Origin of the sequence: Roseovarius atlanticus, from assembly GCF_019802205.1 — a bacterium.
GTDB classification, from domain to species: domain Bacteria; phylum Pseudomonadota; class Alphaproteobacteria; order Rhodobacterales; family Rhodobacteraceae; genus Roseovarius; species Roseovarius atlanticus_A.
On sequence record NZ_JAHVHQ010000002.1, the window covers coordinates 739,252 to 760,678 of the forward strand.

Annotated in this window: 16 protein-coding genes; 2 read left to right on the forward strand and 14 right to left on the reverse strand. The window is 63.6% G+C overall.

Annotated elements, in window-relative coordinates; translation table 11 throughout:
• Window positions 1-23 precede the first annotated feature (23 nt).
• From nirB to rpsT, 12 genes are all read right to left on the reverse strand, one after another.
• Window positions 24-2,462, reverse strand: a complete 2,439-nt coding sequence (gene nirB, locus KUV49_RS03785; protein ID WP_222451684.1) for a nitrite reductase large subunit NirB — start codon at window positions 2,460-2,462, stop codon at window positions 24-26.
• A 13-nt stretch (window positions 2,463-2,475) separates the two neighbouring features.
• Window positions 2,476-3,450, reverse strand: a complete 975-nt coding sequence (locus KUV49_RS03790) for a GAF domain-containing protein (protein ID WP_261391427.1) — start codon at window positions 3,448-3,450, stop codon at window positions 2,476-2,478.
• Window positions 3,447-5,123, reverse strand: coding sequence for an ABC transporter ATP-binding protein (locus KUV49_RS03795; RefSeq protein WP_222451685.1), 1,677 nt, complete (start codon window positions 5,121-5,123; stop codon window positions 3,447-3,449). The genes KUV49_RS03790 and KUV49_RS03795 overlap by 4 nt, the downstream gene beginning before the upstream one ends.
• Before the next feature lie 43 nt (window positions 5,124-5,166).
• Complete coding sequence (locus tag KUV49_RS03800; protein ID WP_222451686.1) at window positions 5,167-6,243, reverse strand: ABC transporter permease; 1,077 nt, start codon at window positions 6,241-6,243, stop codon at window positions 5,167-5,169.
• 89 nt (window positions 6,244-6,332) lie between these two features.
• Window positions 6,333-7,700 (reverse strand): CmpA/NrtA family ABC transporter substrate-binding protein, encoded by a 1,368-nt coding sequence (locus KUV49_RS03805; RefSeq protein WP_222451687.1) that lies wholly within the window; start codon window positions 7,698-7,700, stop codon window positions 6,333-6,335.
• Window positions 7,701-7,959: 259 nt separating this feature from the next.
• Window positions 7,960-9,129 carry a CmpA/NrtA family ABC transporter substrate-binding protein gene (locus tag KUV49_RS03810; protein WP_222451688.1) on the reverse strand — a complete coding sequence of 390 codons (1,170 nt, stop codon included), beginning with the start codon at window positions 9,127-9,129 and terminating at the stop codon, window positions 7,960-7,962.
• Window positions 9,126-9,710, reverse strand: a complete 585-nt coding sequence (locus tag KUV49_RS03815) for an ANTAR domain-containing response regulator (RefSeq protein WP_222451689.1) — start codon at window positions 9,708-9,710, stop codon at window positions 9,126-9,128. The genes KUV49_RS03810 and KUV49_RS03815 overlap by 4 nt, the downstream gene beginning before the upstream one ends.
• A gap of 510 nt (window positions 9,711-10,220) precedes the next feature.
• On the reverse strand, window positions 10,221-12,638 hold the full coding sequence (gyrB, locus tag KUV49_RS03820) for a DNA topoisomerase (ATP-hydrolyzing) subunit B (protein ID WP_222451690.1): 2,418 nt from the start codon (window positions 12,636-12,638) through the stop codon (window positions 10,221-10,223).
• 154 nt (window positions 12,639-12,792) lie between these two features.
• A complete protein-coding gene (gene recF / locus KUV49_RS03825; protein WP_222451691.1) occupies window positions 12,793-13,896 on the reverse strand; it encodes a DNA replication/repair protein RecF in 1,104 nt (367 codons plus the stop codon).
• An 85-nt stretch (window positions 13,897-13,981) separates the two neighbouring features.
• A complete protein-coding gene (gene dnaN, locus KUV49_RS03830) occupies window positions 13,982-15,100 on the reverse strand; it encodes a DNA polymerase III subunit beta (protein ID WP_222451692.1) in 1,119 nt (372 codons plus the stop codon).
• A 90-nt stretch (window positions 15,101-15,190) separates the two neighbouring features.
• Entirely contained in the window at window positions 15,191-16,564 is a 1,374-nt protein-coding gene (gene dnaA / locus KUV49_RS03835) for a chromosomal replication initiator protein DnaA (RefSeq protein WP_222451693.1), read from the reverse strand.
• A 494-nt stretch (window positions 16,565-17,058) separates the two neighbouring features.
• A complete protein-coding gene (gene rpsT / locus KUV49_RS03840) occupies window positions 17,059-17,322 on the reverse strand; it encodes a 30S ribosomal protein S20 (RefSeq protein ID WP_152494345.1) in 264 nt (87 codons plus the stop codon).
• Window positions 17,323-17,550: 228 nt separating this feature from the next.
• Between rpsT and glyA the strand changes: the two genes are divergently transcribed.
• Entirely contained in the window at window positions 17,551-18,864 is a 1,314-nt protein-coding gene (gene glyA, locus KUV49_RS03845; RefSeq protein ID WP_222451694.1) for a serine hydroxymethyltransferase, read from the forward strand.
• 30 nt (window positions 18,865-18,894) lie between these two features.
• On the opposite strand, the gene KUV49_RS03850 is transcribed toward glyA, so the two are convergent.
• Window positions 18,895-19,671, reverse strand: coding sequence for an enoyl-CoA hydratase (locus KUV49_RS03850; protein WP_152494343.1), 777 nt, complete (start codon window positions 19,669-19,671; stop codon window positions 18,895-18,897).
• 65 nt (window positions 19,672-19,736) lie between these two features.
• Window positions 19,737-20,588: a bifunctional DNA-formamidopyrimidine glycosylase/DNA-(apurinic or apyrimidinic site) lyase gene (gene mutM, locus KUV49_RS03855; RefSeq protein WP_222451695.1), complete on the reverse strand. Its 852-nt coding sequence runs from the start codon at window positions 20,586-20,588 to the stop codon at window positions 19,737-19,739.
• 95 nt (window positions 20,589-20,683) lie between these two features.
• Here mutM and ubiE point away from each other — a divergent pair, with 95 nt between their 5' ends.
• A complete protein-coding gene (gene ubiE, locus KUV49_RS03860; protein ID WP_152496935.1) occupies window positions 20,684-21,427 on the forward strand; it encodes a bifunctional demethylmenaquinone methyltransferase/2-methoxy-6-polyprenyl-1,4-benzoquinol methylase UbiE in 744 nt (247 codons plus the stop codon).

Here is a 21,427-nt window from a genome sequence, read left to right on the forward strand (position 1 = left end):
AGCCGGAAACGAGAGCCGGTGTATCATTCCGCCGCCTCCAGCGTCAGATCCGCCAGCGGCTGGTACCGCTCGGCCTGTTGCGCATGGTCCGCCCAGGGATCCTTGCGGTAGATCGACTGGCTAAGCTCGAAGGCCGCGACCAGCCGGGCGCGCTCGTCGGCACTGGCCAGGGTCTCTTTGACCCAGTCCAGCCCGACCTTGGCGACCCACTTGTAGGGTCGGTCCAGGTACTTTGCGTTTTCCCGGTAAAGCTGGATGAAAGCCGTCGTCCATTCGATGGCCTCGGCCTCGGTCGCCACATCGACCAGACGCTCGGTTTCCTTCACGTCCATGCCGGCGGCGCCTGCGACACCCACCTGATAGCCGCTGTCGACGCAGATAATCCCCACGTCCTTGCAGGTGGCCTCGGCGCAGTTGCGCGGGCAGCCAGACACTGCCAGCTTGACCTTGTGCGGGGTCCACGACCCCCAGAGGATCTGTTCCAGCTTGATGCCAAGGCCGGTGCTGTCCTGCGTGCCGAACCGGCAATGATCGGTGCCGACACAGGTTTTCACCGTGCGCAACCCCTTTGAATAGGCATGGCCCGAAACCAGCCCCGCCTTGTTGAGATCGGCCCAGATGAAGGGTAGATCCTCGCCCTTCACGCCCAAAAGGTCGATCCGCTGGCCGCCCGTGACCTTGACGGTGGGCACATCGTACTTGTCGGCGGCATCGGCAATGGCGCGCAGCTCGGCGGCATTGGTGATGCCGCCCCACATGCGCGGCACGACGCTGAAGGTGCCGTCTTTCTGGATATTGGCATGCTTGCGCTCGTTGACGAAACGGCTTTGAGGGTCGTCGCGGTAGTCCAGCGGCCAGTCGGCGAGCAGGTAGAAATTGACCGCCGGACGGCAGACGTGACAGCCGTTGCGCGTCTTCCACCCCAGTTCCTGCCAGACGGCTTCCTGGCTCTTGAGTTCCCGGCCCTTGATCAAGCGGCGCACATCCTCATGCGTCAGGTCGCAGCACCCGCAGATGGGCTGCGCCGCGGGCATCTGGAAGTCGTCGCCCAGCGTGACCTGCAACAGCTGCTCGACCAGCCCGGTGCAGGTCCCGCAGGAGGCGCTGGCCTTGGTCTGTGCGCGCACCGCGCCCAGATCGGTCGCGCCGCCCGCGATGGCGTCGGTGATGGTGCCCTTGCAAATGCCGTTGCAGCCACAGATTTCCGCGTCACGCGGCAATGCTGCAACGGCTGAGAGAGGGTCCGATGCGGCCCCCCCCTGGTAGGCGGGCCCGAAAATCAGCGTCTCGCGCATCTCCGAGATGTCCTCGCCCGACTGGATGAGGCCGAAGAACCAGTTGCTGTCGGCGGTGTCGCCGTACATCACCGCGCCGATCAGCCGATCGTCTTCGATGACCAGCCGCTTGTAGATACCGCGCGCCGGGTCGCGATAGACGATGTCTTCGCGCCTCTCGCCCTCGGCGAAATCCCCGGCGCTGAAAAGGTCGCAACCCGTGACCTTAAGCTTGGTCGACAATTCCTTGGGCGTGAAAGCGGCGTCGTCCCCTATCAGCGTTGCGGCCACGACCTTGGCCTGATCGTAAAGCGGCGCGACAAGCCCGAAAACCGCGCCGTCATGTTCGATGCATTCGCCGACCGACAGGATGTCCTCGTCAGAGGTGATCATCTGGTCGTCGACATGAATGCCGCGCCCCACGGCCAACCCCGCCTCGGCGGCCAGCGCGGTGTTGGGGCGGATGCCGACGGCCATAATAAGCAACTCGCAGGGCAGCTCGGTGCCGTCCTCCAGCACCAGTGCCTTCACCTTGCCGTCTGCGCCCAGGATTTCCTTCGAGTTGGACGATACGCGCACGTCGATACCGCGCCGCTCAAGATCCTTGCGCAGCAGATACCCCGCCGCCGGGTCCAGCTGACGGTCCATCAGGTGGCCCATCAGGTGCACCACCGTGACTTCCATCCCGCGCATCCGCAGCCCCGCCGCGGCCTCCAGCCCCAGAAGGCCGCCACCGATCACTACCGCGCGGGCACCCGGGATTGCGGAGGCCTCGATCATCCGGTTGGTGTCTTCGAGATCGCGATAGGCGATAACCCCGTCAAGGTCATGGCCCGGCAGCGGAATGATGAACGGATTGGAGCCCGTGGCGATCAGCAGCTTGTCATAGGCCACCGTGCCGTTCTCTCCGGTCACGGTCCTGGCGGTCCGGTCGATGGCGGTCACCTTTTCCCCGAAGCGGCAGGTCACGCCATGATCGGCGTACCAGGTCTCGTCATGAGTGATGATCTCCTCGTAGGATTTCTCACCCGATAGGACCGGCGACAGCATGATACGGTTGTAGTTGCCGCGCGACTCGGCGTTGAACAGTGTCACGTCCCAGCCGTGGGGATCCGCGTCGAAGAGGTGTTCGAGCGCGCGGCCCGAGGCCATCCCTGCGCCGATCACCACGAGTTTCTTGCGTGTCATGGCATGGTTCCTCTCAATTGTACCAGGCGACGATGTGGGTGAGCGTCTCGCCGCGAAAGACCGGCAGGCCGACGAAACTGGTGTAATCTGCCGGAAGACCGGAGCCGCCTTGCGCCACGACCGGCAGGCCGGAGCCGAGCACCTGGCCCACCACGCCTTTCCATGCGGTGGCGGTTGGCGCCTCGGTGCGCGTGCCGTCGCCGTCATCACGCCAGAGCGGCCCCTCGCGCTCGCAGATACCGTCAGCCAGGAAGGCGCGTGCGTCCCGCGCGGCGCGGACATTCCAGATCTCGAAACGGCGGGCGATCGGCGTGCCGCGCGCGGAAAGAAGCGTCAGCACGCAAGGATGCTTTGCCGGGGTCGCCACCGGAAGACCAAGCCCCGTGGTCAGCCCGGCCTTTCCTGCCGCAGTGGCACGGATGAACTTGTAACCGGAGCCAAGGTCGCGCATCAGGATCGGCGCTTGTGCCGTCCAGACCGCCCCCGGCAGGCCCTGCCCCTTGGGAAAATGCGTGTGTTGCGAGACGAACTCGAACTCTTCGGCGGCTCCGAAATACCCGTCATCGAGCATCAGCATCCCGCTGCGGTCTTCGGTCCAGACCTCGATGGCGCCGATACGGGCCTCGTCGTCACCGCAGAGAACGACCAGCACGGCCTTCAGCGTGGCCCCGGCAAAGACCGGCACGGCGACAGCGCTGGTCAGGCCGGCCTCCTTTGCGGCCTCGATACGCCGGAAATACGACCCGTCGAACCCCTTGAGCACGACCGGCCGCGCCTCGTTCCACGCCTTGCCGGGCAGGCCCTCGCCCTTGGCGAAACTGGTCTTGCGAGACGCCTCCTCGAAAGCGGAAAGGCCGTTATAGTCTCCGCCTGCCAGCACAAGCCGGTCGCCCTCGGGCACCCAGACCTCGCAGACCTGGATGAAAGTATCGGTGGCAGCTTGCGCGACAGAATCCATGGCGGGTGTCTCTGTGACGGGCGCGGTCATGCCGCAGCCTTGCGCGATGCGCCGGTTTTGGGTTTCGCGCCGTGCTCGTATTCTTCGAGAAAATCGAGCACCTGCTGGCGGTAGCGGTAGTAATCCGGGTGCGCGAGCAGCGCCTTGCGGGTGCGCGGGCGCGGCAGATCCACCTTGGTGATGCGGCCGATGGTGGCCTGCGGGCCGTTGGTCATCATCACCACACGGTCGGCCAGCAGGATCGCCTCGTCCACGTCATGGGTGACGCAGATCGCCGTGACCTTGGTGCGCGACCACACCTCCATCAGCACTTCCTGCAATTCCCAGCGCGTCAGGCTGTCGAGCATCCCGAAGGGTTCATCGAGCAGCAGCAGCTTGGGCGAGAGCGCAAAGGCGCGGGCGATGCCGACCCGCTGCTGCATCCCGTTCGACATCTCGCAGGCGGGCTTGTCCATCGCATCGGCCAGCCCGACGCGTTCGAGGTAGTATTCCACCACGTCCTGACGTTCCGACTGGCTGGCGCGGGGATAAACCTTGTCCACCCCGATGGCGCAGTTCTCCCGTGCCGAGAGCCACGGGAAGAGGTTCGGCGACTGAAAGACCACCGCGCGCTCGGGATCGGCCCCCTCGACGTGACGGCCGTCAAGCTTGATCGCACCTTTGGAGATGGCGTTGAGACCCGCCGCCATGGTCAGAACCGTCGACTTGCCACAGCCCGAATGCCCGATCAGAGAGATGAACTCGCCCCGATCGATCTTCAGGTCGAAATCCTCGACCACGGTCAGCGGCCCCTTGGGCGTGGGATAGACCTTGTGAAGCTGGCTGAAGTCGAGGAAGCGTTCGTCGATCAGACCTTTCTGGGCGTCCTTCACGGCAGAGGGAGGACCGTGGATCGGCGTCACGTCAGGCAGATTGCGTGTGCCTTCGATCTTGGCCTCGATGCCCACATCCATCAGGTACTTGGTCACCTCGGCCCGCAGGCGCTTGAACGTGTCGTCCGTGTTCATCTCCATCCGGTCGCGCGGACGCGGGATGGTCACCGTGAACTCTTCGCCCAGCGTGCCTTCGGGGTTCAGCGCGATGATCCGGTCCGCGAGGATGATCGCCTCGTCCACGTCGTTAGTGATCAGCACGCAGGTCTTTTGATCCGCCTGCCAGATCCGCTCGATCTCGTCGGCAAGATTGGCGCGTATCAGCGCGTCGAGCGCCGAAAGCGGCTCGTCCAGAAGCAGCATCTCGGGGTTCATCGCCAGCGCGCGGGCCACGTTGACCCGCTGGCGCATCCCGCCTGACAGTTCCGCCGGACGGCGCGCGGCGGCATGGGACAGGCCGACCATGCTGACATAATGGGCGACCTTTTGGGCACGCTCGGCGCGCGACAGGCCCGGAAAGACCGAATCCACCGCCAGCCCGACATTGCCGTTCACCGTCAGCCACGGCATGAGCGAATAGCTCTGGAAGATCACACCGCGTTCCGGCCCCGGGCCGGTGACGGGCGCGCCCTTGAAGGTGACGGTGCCCTTGGTCGGGCTTTCCAGCCCGGCCATGAGGTTGATCAGCGTCGTCTTTCCCGTGCCGGAGAAGCCCAGCAGCACGAGGAATTCGCCCTCCTGCACCTCCAGGTTGATGTTCTTCAGCACATGGGACGCGTGCAGGCCGGTGCCGAAACTTTGGCTGACGTGATCGAGTTTGAGAATGCTCATGACATTTTCCTTTTGCGCTACCGCTTCGCTGCTTGAGCGCGGGTCACCGATTGTTCGTGAAGGTGAAAAGGGACTGAAGCGCGTACATCACACGATCCAAAAGGAAGCCGATGATGCCGATGGTCAGAACAGCGACCATGATCCGGGCGAGGCTCGACGAAGACCCGTTCTGGAACTCGTCCCAGACAAATTTGCCCAGGCCGGGGTTCTGGGCCAGCATCTCGGCGGCGATCAAAACCATCCAGCCCACGCCCAGCGACAGCCGCAGGCCGGTGAAGATCAGCGGCAGGGCCGAGGGCAGGACCAGCTTGGTGATCTTGGTCCAGGTGTTCATCTTCAGGACTTTCGAGACGTTCACCAGATCCTTGTCGATCGAGGCCACGCCAAGCGCCGTGTTGATCAGCGTGGGCCAGAGCGAGCACAGCGTCACGGTAACGGCGGAAATGATGAAACTCTTGGGAAAGAGACCCTCGTCGGTCGCGGCCAGCGCCGAAACGATCATGGTGACGATCGGCAGCCACGCCAGTGGCGAGACCGGCTTGAAAATCTGTATCAGAGGGTTGAGACCCGCGTTGGTGGTCGGTGACAGCCCCGCAAGGATGCCCAGCGGCACGGCCACCAGCGTGGCCAGCAGAAAGCCGAAGAAGACCGTCTGGATCGAGGTCCAGATCTGCTGGTAGTAGCTCGGTGCGCCGGTATAGGCGCGTTCCTTGGGGTCCCGCCCGCTGGCGATCAGACGCTCGTTGAGCTGATCGACCTTGGCCTGGAACTCGGCCCGCTTCTCTGCCTTGGCGACCGCATCCTCATGCAGGTTGACCGTCTCGTCCCAAACCTGAGCCGGGCCGGGCACGGCGCCGAGCGAGGTTTCGACTTTCGGCGCAAGCGCGGCCCAAAGGAACAGGAACGCAGCGATGGCCAGCAGCGGCACGGCAAGAAGCCGCCAGATTTCCTTGGCCTGCGCCCTGGGGTTGTCGCCTGCCGCGGCCCTGAGGATCGGCGTGGCCCAGCTCAAGCCAAGGACCTGAAACCATTTGTCCGCGGTGTTGATGCGGGTGAAGAGCCGCGCCCGGCGCGCTTCGCGGTCTGCGCTCTCGGTGAAATTCGGATCGACGGTGGTCATGAAGGGGGTCCTTGCTGCGAGAGTGGCTAATGGGCCGGACATGTCTTGCGGGGCCTCCCGGCGCGTTGGACGAGCGGCCCGGCCTGTCGTCAGCCTTCGACTTCGGTGCCAACCACGATTTGCTCGCCTTTCAGGCCGATGGGCAGACTGTCGAGATAGGCGTTGGGAGACTTGCCGTCGTAGGCGATGCCGTCGATGATGTCCTCGGCCGGGGTCGGGGCCTTGTAGCCGTCGCTGTCCCACGGAAAGTCCGCCTCATCGGCTAGGCCTTCGTCGACCAGCATCCGGGCGGCTTCGAGGTAGATTTCGGGCTTGTAGACCGAGCGGGCGACCTCGTCGTACCAGCTGTCGGGTTTGGGCTCGGCGATCTGGCCCCAGCGGCGCATCTGGGTCAGGTACCAGATGGCATCCGAATAGAACGGATAGGTCGCGTTATAGCGGAAGAAGACGTTGAAATCCGGAATGTCGCGCTTGTCGCCCTTCTCGAACTCGAAAAACCCGGTCATCGAGTTGGCGATCACCTCGGCATCCGCGCCCACGTACTCCGGGCGGCTGAGGATCTCGACCGCTTTCTCGCGGTTGGCGTTGTCATTCTCGTCCAGCCAGATCGCGGCACGGATCAGCGCCTTGGTCACCGCCAGCGTCGTGTTGGGGTTTTCCTCGGCGAACTCGGCGGTGATGCCGAACACCTTCTCGGGATTGTTCTTCCACAGCTGGTAATCGGTGATCACCGGCACGCCGATCCCCTTGAACACCGCCTGCTGATTCCAGGGTTCGCCCACGCAGTAGCCATGGATCGTACCGGCCTCCATCGTCGCGGGCATCTGCGGCGGTGGCGTGACGGACAACAGGACATCCGCGCCGATCTGGCCCGAAATATTCTCCTGGCTGTAATAGCCCGGATGCAGCCCACCGGCGGCCAGCCAGTAGCGCAGTTCGTAATTGTGGGTCGAGACCGGAAAGACCATGCCCATGTTGAATGGCTTGCCCTGCGCCTTGTAATCCTCGACCACCGGCGCCAGCGCCTCGGCCGAGATCGGGTGCTGCGGGCGGCCGTCGTCCATTTTCGGAATATGCGGCAGCATCTGGTCCCAGACCTCGTTCGAGACCGTGATTGCGTTGCCGTTCAGGTCCATCGAGAAGGGCGTAATAATGTGTGCCTCGGTGCCAAAGCCGATGGTCGCGGCCAGCGGCTGGCCGGCCAGCATATGTGCCCCGTCGAGCTGCCCGTCGATCACGCCGTCGAGCAGAACCTTCCAGTTCGCCTGCGCTTCCAGCGTGACGAAGAGACCCTCGTCGAGGAAATACCCCTGCTCGTATGCCACGGCGAGCGGGGCCATATCGGTCAGCTTGATAAAGCCGAAGGTCAGTTCGTCTTTTTCCAGCTCCAGCATCTCGGCCATGGCCGGGCTGGCAAGTGCGGTCGTGGCGGCGAGGCCGCAGAGAAGGTTTTTCATTCTTCATCCTCTCGGTGCGCCCGGACTGAAGAAAGAAAGCCGGGCGAAAACGCAAAAAGGCCGATCACTGACCCCCGACACGTGTCGGCGGAAAGCGAGCGACCTTGCTCATAACCCTGTCATCGGGAAAATTTCGTCCGGACCACGCCGTTGCGGTCCGATGCCACCTTAATGCGGCGCCGCAGCATCGAAATGCCAGAATTTTCCGGCTCGAGGCATGGTTTTTCTCTGCCCTTCAACGCGACAGGTCAAAAAATAGTCACTCTATCGCGTCCGGGTCGAAAATCGCGCCATCGAAAAAACGATCTGGCAGCAGATTCAGCCTTCCTCGCGACGAGCCGACAGCGGTCGGATGCAGAATCGCCCCCTCAACCTTTTCCGAGGCTCCCGGCATGTCGGCGTCTGTCTGCGTCATGTGACGACGGTACAGATCGGACCGAAAGACAGAGGCCGCCGCGGCAAGGCCGGTCCGCGTTTCGTGGGTCAAGCCCAGCCTGTGGGCGATCCATTTCGCCTGGCTGCGCCATGGAAAACTGGCGGCGGCCCCGTGAAAGCGCAGGAAGCCATCGCAGTGCCGCTGTTCGCCATGCCCGGAAAGGATCATGCGGCCGGACAGCGCCCTGTCTATCAGTTCCGGCGGCAAGTCGAGATAGGTTTCGCGCGACAGGATCTGGGCTGCGGTGATGTGGCTGCCGGGCTTGGAAAGCCAACGACTGGCTTGCCAGACTGCACGGATCAGCCGGCCAAGCAGGTCCGGTTCGGTTTCGGCCCAGTCGGTCCGCGTGGCCAGCACCTTTTCCGGCGCACCCTGCCAGATCGCCTGCCCCGGCAGAAGAAGCGCCCCGACGCCGCGGTCCACCGCAACAGAGCCCCAGGGCTCCCCTACGCAGAACGCATCAATGTCTCCCGCTTCCAACGCCTCGGCCATAAGCGGCGGCGGTACGGTGCGGATCTCGATACTGTCGAGGCCCAACTCCGTCCGTTCAGCCCAGTAACGCAACAGTTCCACATGCATGGAAAAGGGAAAGGGAACGCCGAAGACCAACTTGTCGGCATGTACCGCTTTCATCGCCGAGGCTGCGGCGCGCGCATCCGTGAAGTCGAAGGCGAAGCCGGTGGCGCGCAGCCTGGCCTCGAGAGGACGCCCCACGCCGATCACGTTGCCGTTGACAGACAGGACGCAAACCGCCGAAAGCGCGGCCCCCATACCGCCCAGTCCCATGCTCATGGCCACAGGGACCGCAGACAGCATGTGCGCCGCGTCGACCCGGCCAAACCCCAGCATGTCGCGCAATGACGACCATGACGGCGCGGGCACGAGGTCCAGCCCGATCGCCTCGTCCTCTGCAAAGCCAAGCTCATGGGCGACGATCAGCGGCGCCGCGTCGACCAGCGGCATGTAGGCGACTGGGATGGTGACGCGCCTCATCCCAGCAAACCCGCAGCGGTGACAAGCGCCTCGGCGACGTCGGCCACCTTTCGCCCCTGATCCATCGCGGTTTTGCGCAGCAATGCATAGGCTGCGTCCTCGTCGATCCCCTTGGCCTTCATCAACAGGCCCTTGGCGCGATCGATCACCTTGCGCTCTTCCAGCGCCCGTCGGGTTTCCGCCAGCTCATTGCGCATCTGGCGCACGATGCTGAAACGGGCAATTGCGGTGTCGATCACGGGCTTGATACGTTCTGGCGCCAACCCGTCGACGACATAGGCCGACACGCCAGCCTCGATCGCCTCCCGTGCCAAGCCGCCGGCCGCTCCCGAGACGAACATCGCCACGGGCCGGTCCAGCGGACCGGAAGCCAAAGTCAGTTCTTCCATCATGTCGCGGGTCGGGTTGTCGATGTCGATCAGGACAATATCCGGTGAATGCTCGGCGATCTTGCGTGCAAGGCTCGTGTAGTTTCCGATCACGTGGACATCGCAATCGCCGGTCTGCTCGAGCGCATCGACGATCCCGGTCGCCCGGTCGCGATCTTCTTCCACTACCGCAATTGTGAGACGGGCCTGCATAAGTCTTTACTGCAACCGGGCTACGCAGCACTCAAGAGAACAGATTTCTTTTCCGGCGAGCCAGTTCGCTTTGAAGGATCGATCAGGCTTCTGCGTCCAAATTTTGGGCAACTGCAGGTGTCGTCGAAGCGCGGCGGGCATCAATCCCGGCTCTCATGTAGCTGCTTCGCGGCAAACAAAAACCCGGTAACGTCAGCTTTGGGCCGATTGCGTTGATCCGATCAACGGGTGGGAAGCCTTCATTGCTGCTTCCGCCTCTTTCGGCGCTATTTTGACACGAAGCAGCCGGTGAGATCGATGATCCGCATCAGTTGTTTTGATGTTAGTTCGACGCCAAGATAGAGCGCTCCCTTGCCGACAGCCCATGTTGCGTCGATGACGCGTCCGGATGTGGGGCAGGGGTTCCAGGCGTGATAGAATGGCAGCGCGCCCAGCCTGTGGTCCAACCGTAGCCTTCCCAGCGCTTGCCGTTCTTGTCACGCGAAAAAATATGCGCGCGCCTACAAATTCTCAGAAGTCGAGATTCTCCACGCTCAGCGCGTTCTGCTGAATGAACTCACGCCGCGGCTCCACCACATCTCCCATGAGCTTCGTGAACAGGTCGTCGGCCTCGGCTACGTCATCCACTTTGACCTGCAGGAGCGTGCGGGCTTCGGGATCCAGTGTGGTCTCCCAAAGCTGGTCAGGGTTCATTTCGCCCAATCCCTTGTAGCGCTGCAGGGCCAGTCCCTTTTCGCCTTCCTTGAGGATCGCATCCAGCAGGTCCAGCGGACCGTAAATGGCCTGGGATCTCTCCTTGCGATGCAGGGTTGCCGGCTCGTTGTAAATCTCGCGCAGGCCCTTGGTCAGCTGGCCCAGCCGCTTGGCCTCTCCGCCGCGCAGGATGGGGCCGTCCAGCGTACGAACCTCCTCGACGCCGCGCAGCACACGGGCAAGGCGGATGCCGTGATCCTGCGTCTGCCGCCCCTGCCAGCCCCGCTCGTATTCCAGCGCAATAAGGTCCAGCCGCTCGGCGACGGCATCGGCAACCGATTGGATGTCCGCATCCGCGCGGCCCGTCTCGAACGCCTCGGCAATCGCCGCCTGTTCCAGAATGTGGCGCGGGTAATGTGTTGGAAACGCATCGAGAATCCGGTTTGCCTGCCGCGCTTCCTCGACAACCCGAACAAGGTCCTGCCCGGTGATGTCCTCTCCGGATCCGAGGCGCAGCACGGCGTCTTCCGTGCCTTGGGCGATCAGGTAATCTTCCAGTGCCGGCGTGTCCTTCAGGTACACCTCTGACTTGCCCCGGCTGACTTTGAACAGCGGCGGCTGCGCGATGTAGAGGTATCCGCCTTCGATAAGTTCGGGCATCTGACGATAGAAGAACGTCAACAGCAACGTCCGGATATGCGCACCGTCCACGTCGGCGTCCGTCATGATGACGATCTTGTGGTAGCGCAGTTTCGAGATGTTGAACTCGTCCCGCCCGATCCCGGTGCCCAGCGCCATCACGAGGTTCCCGATTTCCTGGCTCGACAGCATCCTGTCGAAGCGGGCCCGCTCCACGTTCAGGATCTTGCCGCGCAGGGGCAGAACCGCCTGCGTGGATCTGTCCCGCCCGGTTTGCGCCGAGCCCCCGGCGCTGTCACCCTCGACAAGAAACAGCTCTGTCTTCGACGGGTCCTTCTCGGAACAATCCTTCAGCTTGCCGGCAAGGTAGTTCACGTCGAGCGCCGTCTTGCGCCGCGTCAGCTCGCGCGCCTTGCGCGCCGCCTCGCGGGCCATGGCGGCTTCCATGATCTTGCCGACGATCATCTTTGCGTCGTTCGGATTCTCCTCGAACCATTCCGACAGCTTTTCGTTAACCAAGCCTTCCACCGCCGGGCGCACCTCGGAACTCACCAGCTTGTCCTTGGTCTGGCTGGAGAACTTCGGATCCGGGACCTTGACCGACAGCACGCATGTCAGCCCTTCACGGGCGTCATCCCCGGTGAAGGTGATCTTCTCTTTCTTGGCGATACCGCTTTCGGCGGCATATTTCTGCAGGACACGGGTCAACGCCCCGCGGAAGCCGGCAAGGTGTGTGCCCCCGTCCCGCTGGGGAATGTTGTTGGTGAAGGGCAGGACCGTCTCGTGATAGCTGTCGTTCCACCACATCGCGACCTCGACGCCGATGTCATCCCGCTCGCCGGTCACGAAGATGGGGTCGGTCATCAGCGGCGACTTACTGCGGTCGAGGTAGCGTACGAATTCCTGTACGCCACCGTCGTAATGCAGTTCTGTTTCCAGCGGCTCTGCAGGCCGTTCGTCGCGCAGGATGATGCGCACGCCGGAGTTCAGAAAGGCCAGTTCGCGCAGCCGTTTCTCCAGTGTTTCAAAGCTGTATTCGAGATTGGAGAACGTATCGAGCGATGCCAGGAACCGCACTTCGGTACCGCGCCTGCCGGCCGCGTCGCCGACGACTTCCAGGTGCTTGGCGGTCTCGCCGCGCTCGAAACGGGCGACATGTTCCTTCCCCGCGCGCCAGACGCGCAGTTCCAGCCAATCGGACAGAGCGTTGACCACCGACACGCCGACACCGTGCAACCCCCCGGAAACCTTGTAGGAATTGCTATCGAACTTCCCGCCCGCGTGCAGCTGGGTCATGATGACCTCGGCGGCGGACACGCCCTCTTCCTCGTGCATCTCGACCGGGATACCGCGTCCATTATCGCTGACCGAAATGGAACTATCCTTGTGGATACATACACTTACATGGTCTGCGTGGCCGGCCAATGCCTCGTCGATGCCGTTATCGACGACCTCGTACACCATGTGGTGCAGGCCAGAGCCGTCATCGGTGTCGCCGATATACATGCCAGGGCGCTTGCGAACAGCTTCTAACCCTTTGAGAACCTTGATGGAATCGGCGCCATATTCTTCGGGGGACGCGGCGGGTTCTGCCATGCAGATTATCCTTCGTTCATTTTCGTATTTTATACGATTTCCGGGGGGGAATGTCACGCGATAGACACAATATTTTGTGGTTAACGATCAGTACCTTAATATCGGTATTGCGTCGGTATCCGAGTGGCATCGCGTCGGTGTCATTCTCGCCGTTTCAGCGCTGGTTAACGCACGAGATCGCATCCGTTTCGGTCACCTCGAAAACCTGCGCCCGGTCGCCCAATTCCGAAAACAGCTCCGGCCCCGTTCCCGTCATCCAGGCCTGGGCACCCAAGGCGCAGATCTCGTCGTAGAGCGCCGCGCGGCGGGCGGCGTCCAGATGTGCCGCGACCTCGTCCAGAAGCAGGATCGGCGGCGCGCCGAAATCCTGCGCCAGCGCGCGCGCGTTGGCGAGGATCAGCGACACCAGCAGCGCCTTCTGTTCGCCGGTCGAGCACTCGGCCGCGGGCACACCCTTGGCGGCATATACGCCGTAAAGATCGGCGCGGTGCGGGCCCACGAGCGTACGCCCGGCCGCGATGTCACGAAAGCGGCTTTCGGACAGGGCATCGCGGAAATCGGACTCCGTGCCGGGCATTTCGCCTTCGGTCATGGTCAGCTCCAGCTCGGCGACGGGAAAGGCCGTCTCGGCCTGCGCCTGCGCCTCGGCGAGCTGTTCCAGCGCCGCGACGCGGTTGGCGTGGATCGCGGTGCCTGCCTCGGCCATCTGCCGCTCCAGCGCGACGTACCAGTGACCATCGCGCACCTGGTCCTTCAGCAGCCGGTTGCGCTCGCGCATGGCCTTTTCATAGGCCAGCGTCGCCTCGGCATGGGCGGGCACGAAGCTGAGCGTCATGCGGTCGAGAAAACGCCGCCGTCCCTCGGCCCCCTCGATCCACAGCCGGTCCATGGACGGGATCAGCCACAGCACACGCGCGACACGGCCCAGCGCGACCTGCGAGGCGGTCTTGCCGTCGATCCTGAGCTGCCGCGCGCCGCCGTCCTCTGACCAGGTCTCGATCTCGTGCACCTGGTGCATCGACCGCAGAACCCCTGTCAGCTTCCATCCGATCGCATCGGGCCGCCGCGCCATGTCCTGTGCCGCCGCGCGACGCAGGCCGCGCCCGGGTGAGAACAGCGAGACGGCTTCCAGGATGTTGGTCTTGCCCGCCCCGTTCGGCCCGTAGAGCGCCAGGGGCCGCGCATCCGCCTCGATCCGCACGCCCTTGTGCGAGCGGAAATGCGAGAGGCTGAGCGATGACAGGTACAATCCGGTCATTCAGAGCACCACGTTTTCTTGAAAGAAAACGACACGGAAAATTCAAATTTTCCGACCCGGAATTTTTGAAAAATTCCGGCCCGCGTCAAACGCGCATCGGCATCACGACATAGACCGCGGAAGTGTCATTGCCTTCGCGCATCAGCGTGGGATCGCCGGACGAATTGAACATGAACACGGCATTCTCGCGGTCGACCTGGCTGGCGATTTCCAGCAGGTACTTGGCGTTGAAGCCGATTTCCAGCCGTTCGTCGCCATAGGCCACGGCCAGCTCTTCCTCGGCGGCGCCGCTGTCGGGGGCGTTGACCGACAGGATCAGCCGGTCCTCGTCCAGCGCCAGCTTCACGGCGCGCGAGCGTTCGGAACTGACGGTGGCGACACGGTCGACGGCCTGGGCAAACTCGTTGGCGTCGACCTCCATCTTGCGGGTGTTGCCCTGCGGGATGACGCGGGTGTAGTCGGGAAAGGTCCCGTCAATCACCTTGGATGTCAGGGTGATGTTGGGCGTGGCGAACCGCACCTTGGTTTCGCTGACGGACACGGCGATGGCCATGTCGTCATCGTCCAAGAGCTTGCGCAGCTCGCCCACGGTCTTGCGCGGGACGATCACGCCCGGCATCTCCTCTGCGCCCTCGGGCAGGTCGGCGTCGATCCGGGCCAGGCGGTGGCCGTCGGTCGCCACGCAGCGCAGCACCTTGCCGCCCTCGCCATCCGAGACGTGCATGTAGACGCCGTTGAGGTAGTACCGCGTCTCTTCCGTCGAGATCGCGAATTTCGACTTGTCGAACAGCCGGCGCAGCACCGGCGCCTTGGCCGAGAAATTGCAGGAATATTCCGACGAGGCCATGACCGGGAAATCTTCCTTGGGCAGGGTCGCCAGCGAGAAGTTCGAGCGCCCCGCCTCGACCGTCAGGCGCCCCGAGGCGCCATCGTCGGTCAGCGTCACGAGCGCCCCGTCGGGCAGCTTGCGCACGATTTCGTGCAGCGTCACGGCAGAGACGGTCGTGGCGCCGGCGCGCTCGACCTGGGCCGGGGCCTTGTCGACCACCTCAATATCGAGGTCGGTCGCGCGGAAATGGACAGCGTCGCCCTCGGCCTCGATCAGCACGTTGGCCAGGATCGGGATCGTGTTGCGCCGTTCGACCACGGACTGGGCCTGCGAAACCGCCTTGAGCAGCGTTCCGCGTTCGATGCTGAGTTTCATGCCCTCGCTCCCTGCGTGCGTGCCTCTGCCGGGCACCGGGACCGGCACGTTAGCAAGTTTCGCCTTATGCTCAAGCCTTTTATTGCGCCCTTAACCCTCAAGCGCGCGGCGCAGAATCTCGAGGTTGTCGGCGATGTCGCTGTCCTGCGCCCGCAACTCCTCGATGCGACGCACCCCGTGCATGACCGTGGTGTGATCGCGGCCGCCGAAGCGCCGCCCGATCTCGGGCAGGGAGCGCGACGTCAGCTGTTTGCACAGGTACATCGCGATCTGGCGCGGGCGCGCGAAGGTGCGCACCCGCTTGGGCCCGATCATGTCGCTGAGACGGACATTGTAATGCTCCGACACCTTGCGCTGGATTTCCTCGATCGAGACCTTGCGTTCGGACGCGCGCAGGATATCGGCCAGGCAGTCCTGCGCCAGTTCCATCGTGATCTCGTGTCCGACAAGCGAGGCGAAGGCGTAAAGCCGGGTCAGCGCGCCTTCGAGGACGCGGACGTTGGTGGAAATGCGGTGCGCCAGGAATTCCAGCACGCCCTCGGCCATTTCGAGGCTGGGATACTGCTCGGCGAAGCGGTCCGCCTTGGATTGCAGGATCCCAAGCCGCAGTTCGTAATCGGTGGGGTGCAGGTCGACGACGAGGCCGCATTGCAGGCGCGACTTGATCCGCTCTTCGAGATTGGCGATTTCGCCCGGCGCGCGGTCGGCGGAGATGACGATCTGCTTGTTCTGGTCCACCAGCGCGTTGAAGGTGTGGAAGAATTCCTCCTGCGTGCTGTCCTTGCCGGCAATGAACTGAACGTCATCGACCATCAGCACGTCGACCGAGCGGAACAGCTCCTTGAAGTCCATCATGCGGCGGTCGCGCAGGGCCTGCACGAAACGGTACATGAACTGTTCGGCCGACAGGTACAGGACGTTCAGTTCCGGCTGAGACGATTGCAGTTCCCAGGCGATGGCGTGCATCAGGTGCGTCTTGCCCAGCCCCACGCCGCCGTAAAGGAAAAGCGGGTTGAAGGTGACGGGCCCGCCTTCGGCGACGCGCTTGGCGGCGGCATGGGCCAGTTCGTTGGGCTTGCCGACCACGAAGCGGTCGAAGGTGAACCGCTCGTCCAGCGGGGCGGAAGACAGCACGTCGTCGGTCAGGCGGGTCGCGGTGCGAGCCGGCTCGGCGGCTGTCGCGGGCGCGGCTTTCGGTGTCGCGACCGGCTTTTGCGTCGAGTTCGCGGCGACCTGGAAATCAATGCGGCGGATGGAGGGCGCGAAGCCGTTGACCTTGAACAGGATCAGTTCGCCGAAGTTGCGCGAGACGTAATTGCCCTGGAAGGTCGTGGGAACCTTGAAGGTGACCACGTCATCGCTGATCGCGGTCAGTTCCAGCGGCTCGATCCAGTTGGTGAAGTTGTTCTTGCCTATCGTCTTGAGCAGGTCCTGTTTGATCTGGCCCCATTGTTCTTGCGTCATGTTTGCCCCGTTCCGCGGTCAACTCGTTTCGCCTCGACACGCCCTCGACTGGCGCGCCCCTCAATAGTTGCGATCGCAGTTCGGTCGGCAGCAGACAAAGCATCGCCGGCCCGGCGGCACGGTGTGCCGCCGACAAGCCTTGATGGCATTTGTCCGGGCGCAATCAAGGGCGTGTCCCTACTCGTCCCCACAAGCCAAGGGCGGGCGCCGCAATGATCGCGCGAATTGCGTTGGACAATACGGTACCCCGACATCTGTCGTTTGCACCGGCGCGACCAGAGCAGTCGGTCGCGTCATCCGGTGCGGGTTCCTGTCCCCCCAAGCGTGAATCGCCTGGTGAAATTAGCAATTGAGTCAGCGCAACAGCAACTGTTCTTAGCGCTTGACACGAGCTTTCCGCGAAAAAAGATCAATGGTCCCGAGTCGTTCTCAACCATAAAAAAAAGGTGCCGGACGATTCGGCACCTTTTCCTTCAATAGCTTAGTGTCGTCGCTCAGCCGATCGATTTGATCCGCGAAGCAAGCCGCGACATTTTCCGCGAAGCGGTGTTTTTATGAAACACTCCCTTGGAAACGCCGCGCATCAGTTCGGGCTGCGCGGTACGCAGTGCGTTTTGTGCAGCTTCCTTGTCGCCGGACGCGATTGCTTCCTCGACCTTGCGCAGGAATGTGCGAATCCGCGAGCGGCGCGCCTTGTTGACGCTGAGACGGCGCGCGTTCTGACGCGCACGTTTTTTGGATTGAAGAGTGTTGGCCATGGTGTGAACCTTTTCGGGTCTGTCATTTCGTTTCAAGTGTGCACGACGACAACCCGTTCCGGCAGGCCGAGGGCCGGAATGATTCTGGCCAGAGCGGGCCGCACGCGCATGTATGGCGCAGGCGTATAGCGGCAAACCTCGCGAAAGCAAAGCGGGAATTGATGAAAACCGCTTTCGCCCGCCTCGCGCGCCCGGCATGATCCGACCGACGCAACCGGAGAAACCAAGATGACCCTTGCCCACCGGAACTGGGTGCCCGCACGAAGCGAGACCCTGGTTCAGACCATTGCGACCCGAACGGGCTCGGAAACCAGTGCCGCGATTGCCACAAGGATCGAGGCCCTGGCCGAGGAAAACCGCAAGATCCACGAGCGCGACTGTTTCAACCTGAACCCCGCCACGAACGTGATGAATCCGCGCGCCGAGGCGCTGCTGTCCTCGGGGATCGGGTCGCGGCCGTCGCTGGGGTATCCCGGCGACAAGTACGAGATGGGCCTTGAGGCCATCGAGGAGATAGAGGTCATCGCCGCCGAATTGGTCGCCGATGTCTTCCAGGCGAAATTCGCCGAGATCCGCGTGCCGTCCGGGGCGCTGGCGAATCTTTACGCGTTCATGGCGACCTGCAAGCCGGGCGATACGATCATCGCGCCCCCGGCCGCGATCGGCGGGCATGTCACGCACCATGCCGATGGATGTGCCGGCCTGTTCGGTCTGCGCACCGTACCGGCGCCGGTCAACGCGGATGGGTACACGATCGACCTGGACGCGCTCGGGGAAATCGCCCGGAAAGAGACACCAAAGCTGATCACCGTGGGCGGGTCGCTGAACCTGTTCGAGCATCCCGTGGCCGAGGTGCGCGCCATTGCCGACAGCGTGGGCGCGAAGGTCATGTTCGATGCCGCCCACCAATGCGGGATCATTGCCGGGCGCGCGTGGAAGAACCCCCTGGCGGAAGGCGCGCATCTGATGACGATGAGCACCTACAAGAGCCTTGGCGGCCCGGCGGGCGGCGTGATCGTCACCAACGAGCCCGAGATGGCGGAACGGCTGGACGCCATCGCCTTTCCCGGGATGACCGCGAATTTCGATGCGGCCAAGTCGGCGGCCCTGGCGGTGTCGATGCTGGACTGGCGCGAGCACGGAACGGCCTATGCGCAGGCGATGATCGAGCTGTCTCAGGCGCTGGCAGAGGCGTTGGCCGCCAAAGGCCTTCCGGTTTTCAAGACGCCGAACGGTTACACGAATTCGCACCAGTTCGCGGTCGAGGCGGCGCAGTTCGGCGGCGGACAAGCGGCGTCGAAGACCTTGCGCAAGGCCGGGTTCCTGGCCTGCGGAATCGGCCTGCCCATCGCGGAGGTGCCGGGCGACATGAACGGTCTGCGCATCGGCACGCCCGAGCTTGTTCGCTGGGGCGTCACGACGCAGGACGCGCCGGCGCTTGCCGAGCTGATCCATGCCGGCCTGACCGGAGAGCCCGAAGCCGTGGCACCGCGAACGCAGGAGATGCGCAGACGGTTCGATACGCTACATTTCGTGATCTGAAACGGGCGGGGGCCTACCGGCCCCTGCGCCTTACTTGTCGCGGAACTGGGCTTCGCGTTTCTCGGCGAAGGCGGCCATGCCTTCCTTCTGATCCTCGGTCGCGAAGAGCGAATGGAAGACGCGGCGCTCGAACAGCAGGCCCTCGGCCAGCGGCACCTCGTAGGAGCGGTTGACCGCTTCCTTGACCGCCATGACGGTGATCATGGATTTCTCGGCGATCTTGCCTGCCGCCGCCATCGTTTCTTCCATCAGCTTCTTGGCCGGAACCACGCGGCTGACGAGGCCCGAGCGGTCGGCCTCTTCGGCATCCATGAACCGGCCCGTCAGGTTCATGTCCATGGATTTGGATTTGCCGATGAACCGCGTCAGGCGCTGGCTGCCGCCCATCCCGGCCATGACGCCGAGGTTGATTTCGGGCTGGCCGAACTTGGCGTTGTCCGCGGCGATGATGAAGTCGCACATCATGGCCAATTCGCACCCGCCGCCCAGCGCATAGCCCGACACGGCGGCGATGATCGGTTTGCGGATGCGCACGATGGCGTCCGCCTCGGGGCCGAAAAGATTGCCGGCGAAGACGTCCACGAAGGACTTTTCCGACATCATCTTGATGTCCGCCCCGGCCGCGAAAGCCTTTTCCGAGCCGGTGATGACGATGCAGCGCACCTTGTCGTTGCCTTCGGCATCCTGCAACGCATCGACAAGCTCGCCCAGCAGCTGGTCGTTGAGGGCGTTGAGGGCATCGGGGCGGTTGAGGGTAATCTTGGCGACGTGGTCTTCTACTTCGACGATGATCGTCTCATAGGCCATGAAATTTGCTTTCGCTTGTTTCTGTCAGGTCTGAGTCATTACCATTTGAGTCGGTCGGATCAAGGTTATCTTTGACAGGTCGCACAATAGAAGCTCGAACGGCCCGATTGCACGACGCGGCGCACAATTCCGGTGCATCCGGGGCGACGGCACGGCGCGCCCTCGCGGTCGTAGACGTCGAAGCTGTGCTGAAAATATCCAAGCTCTCCATCGGCTTGGCGAAAGTCGCGCAACGACGAGCCGCCAGCGAGAATCGCGTCGTTCAGCACGGCGCGGATGATCGGCACCAGCGCCGCGACCCGCCGGGCCGAGACGCGACCGGCGCGGCGCAGGGGCGAGATACCGGCCCGGAAAAGCGCCTCGCAGACGTAGATATTGCCCAGCCCCGCGACGATTCGCTGATCCAGGAGGGCGGACTTGACCGGCGTGTCCTTTCCCGCCAGCGCGGCGACCAGGTAGGGTTCATCGAACTGGTTGCCCAGGGGTTCGGGGCCCAGCTTGGCCAGCAGCGGATGCGCCTCGGCGGTGCCGGTCGCCATCAGGTCCATCGCGCCGAAGCGGCGCGGGTCGTTGAAGGTGATGCGGGCGCCGTTGGCCATGTCGAGCACCACGTGGTCGTGCTTTTCCGCCGCGGGATGGTCGTGCACGAACTGCCCCAGCGGATCGCCCGAGATCAGGATCCGGCCGGACATGCCGAGGTGGATCAGCAGCGTCTCGCCCGAGGACAGGTCGGCAAGGATGTATTTCGACCGCCGCCGCAGGCCCAGGACCTGCCGCCCGGTCAGCCGGTCGGCCATGCCCGGCGGGAAAGGCCAGCGCAGGTCGGGGCGGTTGACGCGCGCGCTGGCGATCATCGCGCCGGTCATCGCGGGTTCCAGCCCGCGGCGCACTGTCTCGACCTCTGGCAATTCCGGCATTCCGCCCCCTCTGCGACCAAACGGGCGCATTGTAACCCGCCCCCGGCGACCTATAAGAAGGACTCGAGGATCAAACGGCAAGGCCGCGGGGATAAATGACCGGGAAAACAACGCATTTCGGATACGAGGACATCCCCGAGGAGGAAAAGGCGGGCCGCGTGCGCGGCGTGTTCGGGTCGGTCGCGTCGAAATACGACGTGATGAACGACGCGATGTCCTTTGGCATCCACCGCCTCTGGAAGGATGCGATGATGGACTGGCTGGCGCCGCGCGCGGGCCAGCGCCTGCTGGACGTGGCGGGCGGCACCGGAGACATCGCCTTTCGCTTCCTCAAACGCGCCGGGTCGGGGCACGCCACCGTGCTGGACCTGACCGAGCCGATGCTGGTCGAGGGGCGCAAGCGGGCCGAGGCGGAGCAGATGGCGGCGAGCCTCGACTGGGTGGTGGGCGACGCGATGGCGCTGCCCTTTGCCGACAACAGTTTCGACGTCTACACGATCAGCTTCGGTATCCGGAACGTGACCCGCCCGCAGGAGGCCCTGAACGAGGCCTTTCGCGTGCTGAAACCCGGCGGGCGGCTGATGGTGCTGGAGTTCAGCCAGATCCCCAATGACCTGATGCAGAAGGTCTATGACCTTTATTCCTTCAACATCATTCCGCAGATGGGCCGGGCCATCGCCGGGGACCGCGACAGCTATCAGTACCTGGTGGAATCGATCCGCAAGTTCCCGGACCAGGAGACGTTTCTGGGCATGGTGCGCGACGCCGGGTTCGAGCAGGCCAAGTATCGCAATCTCAGCATGGGAATCGCCTGCCTGCATTCCGGCTGGAAGATCTGA

Coding starts and splice junctions, on each gene's coding strand:
- KUV49_RS03800 (WP_222451686.1), bottom strand. CDS start 6,243: ATGACCACCGTCGATCCGAATTTCACCGAGAGCGCAGACCGCGAAGCG.
- nirB (WP_222451684.1), bottom strand. CDS start 2,462: ATGACACGCAAGAAACTCGTGGTGATCGGCGCAGGGATGGCCTCGGGC.
- ubiE (WP_152496935.1), top strand. CDS start 20,684: ATGACCGGGAAAACAACGCATTTCGGATACGAGGACATCCCCGAGGAG.
- KUV49_RS03805 (WP_222451687.1), bottom strand. CDS start 7,700: ATGAAAAACCTTCTCTGCGGCCTCGCCGCCACGACCGCACTTGCCAGC.
- KUV49_RS03815 (WP_222451689.1), bottom strand. CDS start 9,710: ATGCAGGCCCGTCTCACAATTGCGGTAGTGGAAGAAGATCGCGACCGG.
- dnaN (WP_222451692.1), bottom strand. CDS start 15,100: ATGAAACTCAGCATCGAACGCGGAACGCTGCTCAAGGCGGTTTCGCAG.
- recF (WP_222451691.1), bottom strand. CDS start 13,896: ATGACCGGATTGTACCTGTCATCGCTCAGCCTCTCGCATTTCCGCTCG.
- rpsT (WP_152494345.1), bottom strand. CDS start 17,322: ATGGCCAACACTCTTCAATCCAAAAAACGTGCGCGTCAGAACGCGCGC.
- KUV49_RS03810 (WP_222451688.1), bottom strand. CDS start 9,129: ATGAGGCGCGTCACCATCCCAGTCGCCTACATGCCGCTGGTCGACGCG.
- dnaA (WP_222451693.1), bottom strand. CDS start 16,564: ATGACGCAAGAACAATGGGGCCAGATCAAACAGGACCTGCTCAAGACG.
- gyrB (WP_222451690.1), bottom strand. CDS start 12,638: ATGGCAGAACCCGCCGCGTCCCCCGAAGAATATGGCGCCGATTCCATC.
- KUV49_RS03790 (WP_261391427.1), bottom strand. CDS start 3,450: ATGACCGCGCCCGTCACAGAGACACCCGCCATGGATTCTGTCGCGCAA.
- mutM (WP_222451695.1), bottom strand. CDS start 20,588: ATGCCGGAATTGCCAGAGGTCGAGACAGTGCGCCGCGGGCTGGAACCC.
- KUV49_RS03850 (WP_152494343.1), bottom strand. CDS start 19,671: ATGGCCTATGAGACGATCATCGTCGAAGTAGAAGACCACGTCGCCAAG.
- KUV49_RS03795 (WP_222451685.1), bottom strand. CDS start 5,123: ATGAGCATTCTCAAACTCGATCACGTCAGCCAAAGTTTCGGCACCGGC.
- glyA (WP_222451694.1), top strand. CDS start 17,551: ATGACCCTTGCCCACCGGAACTGGGTGCCCGCACGAAGCGAGACCCTG.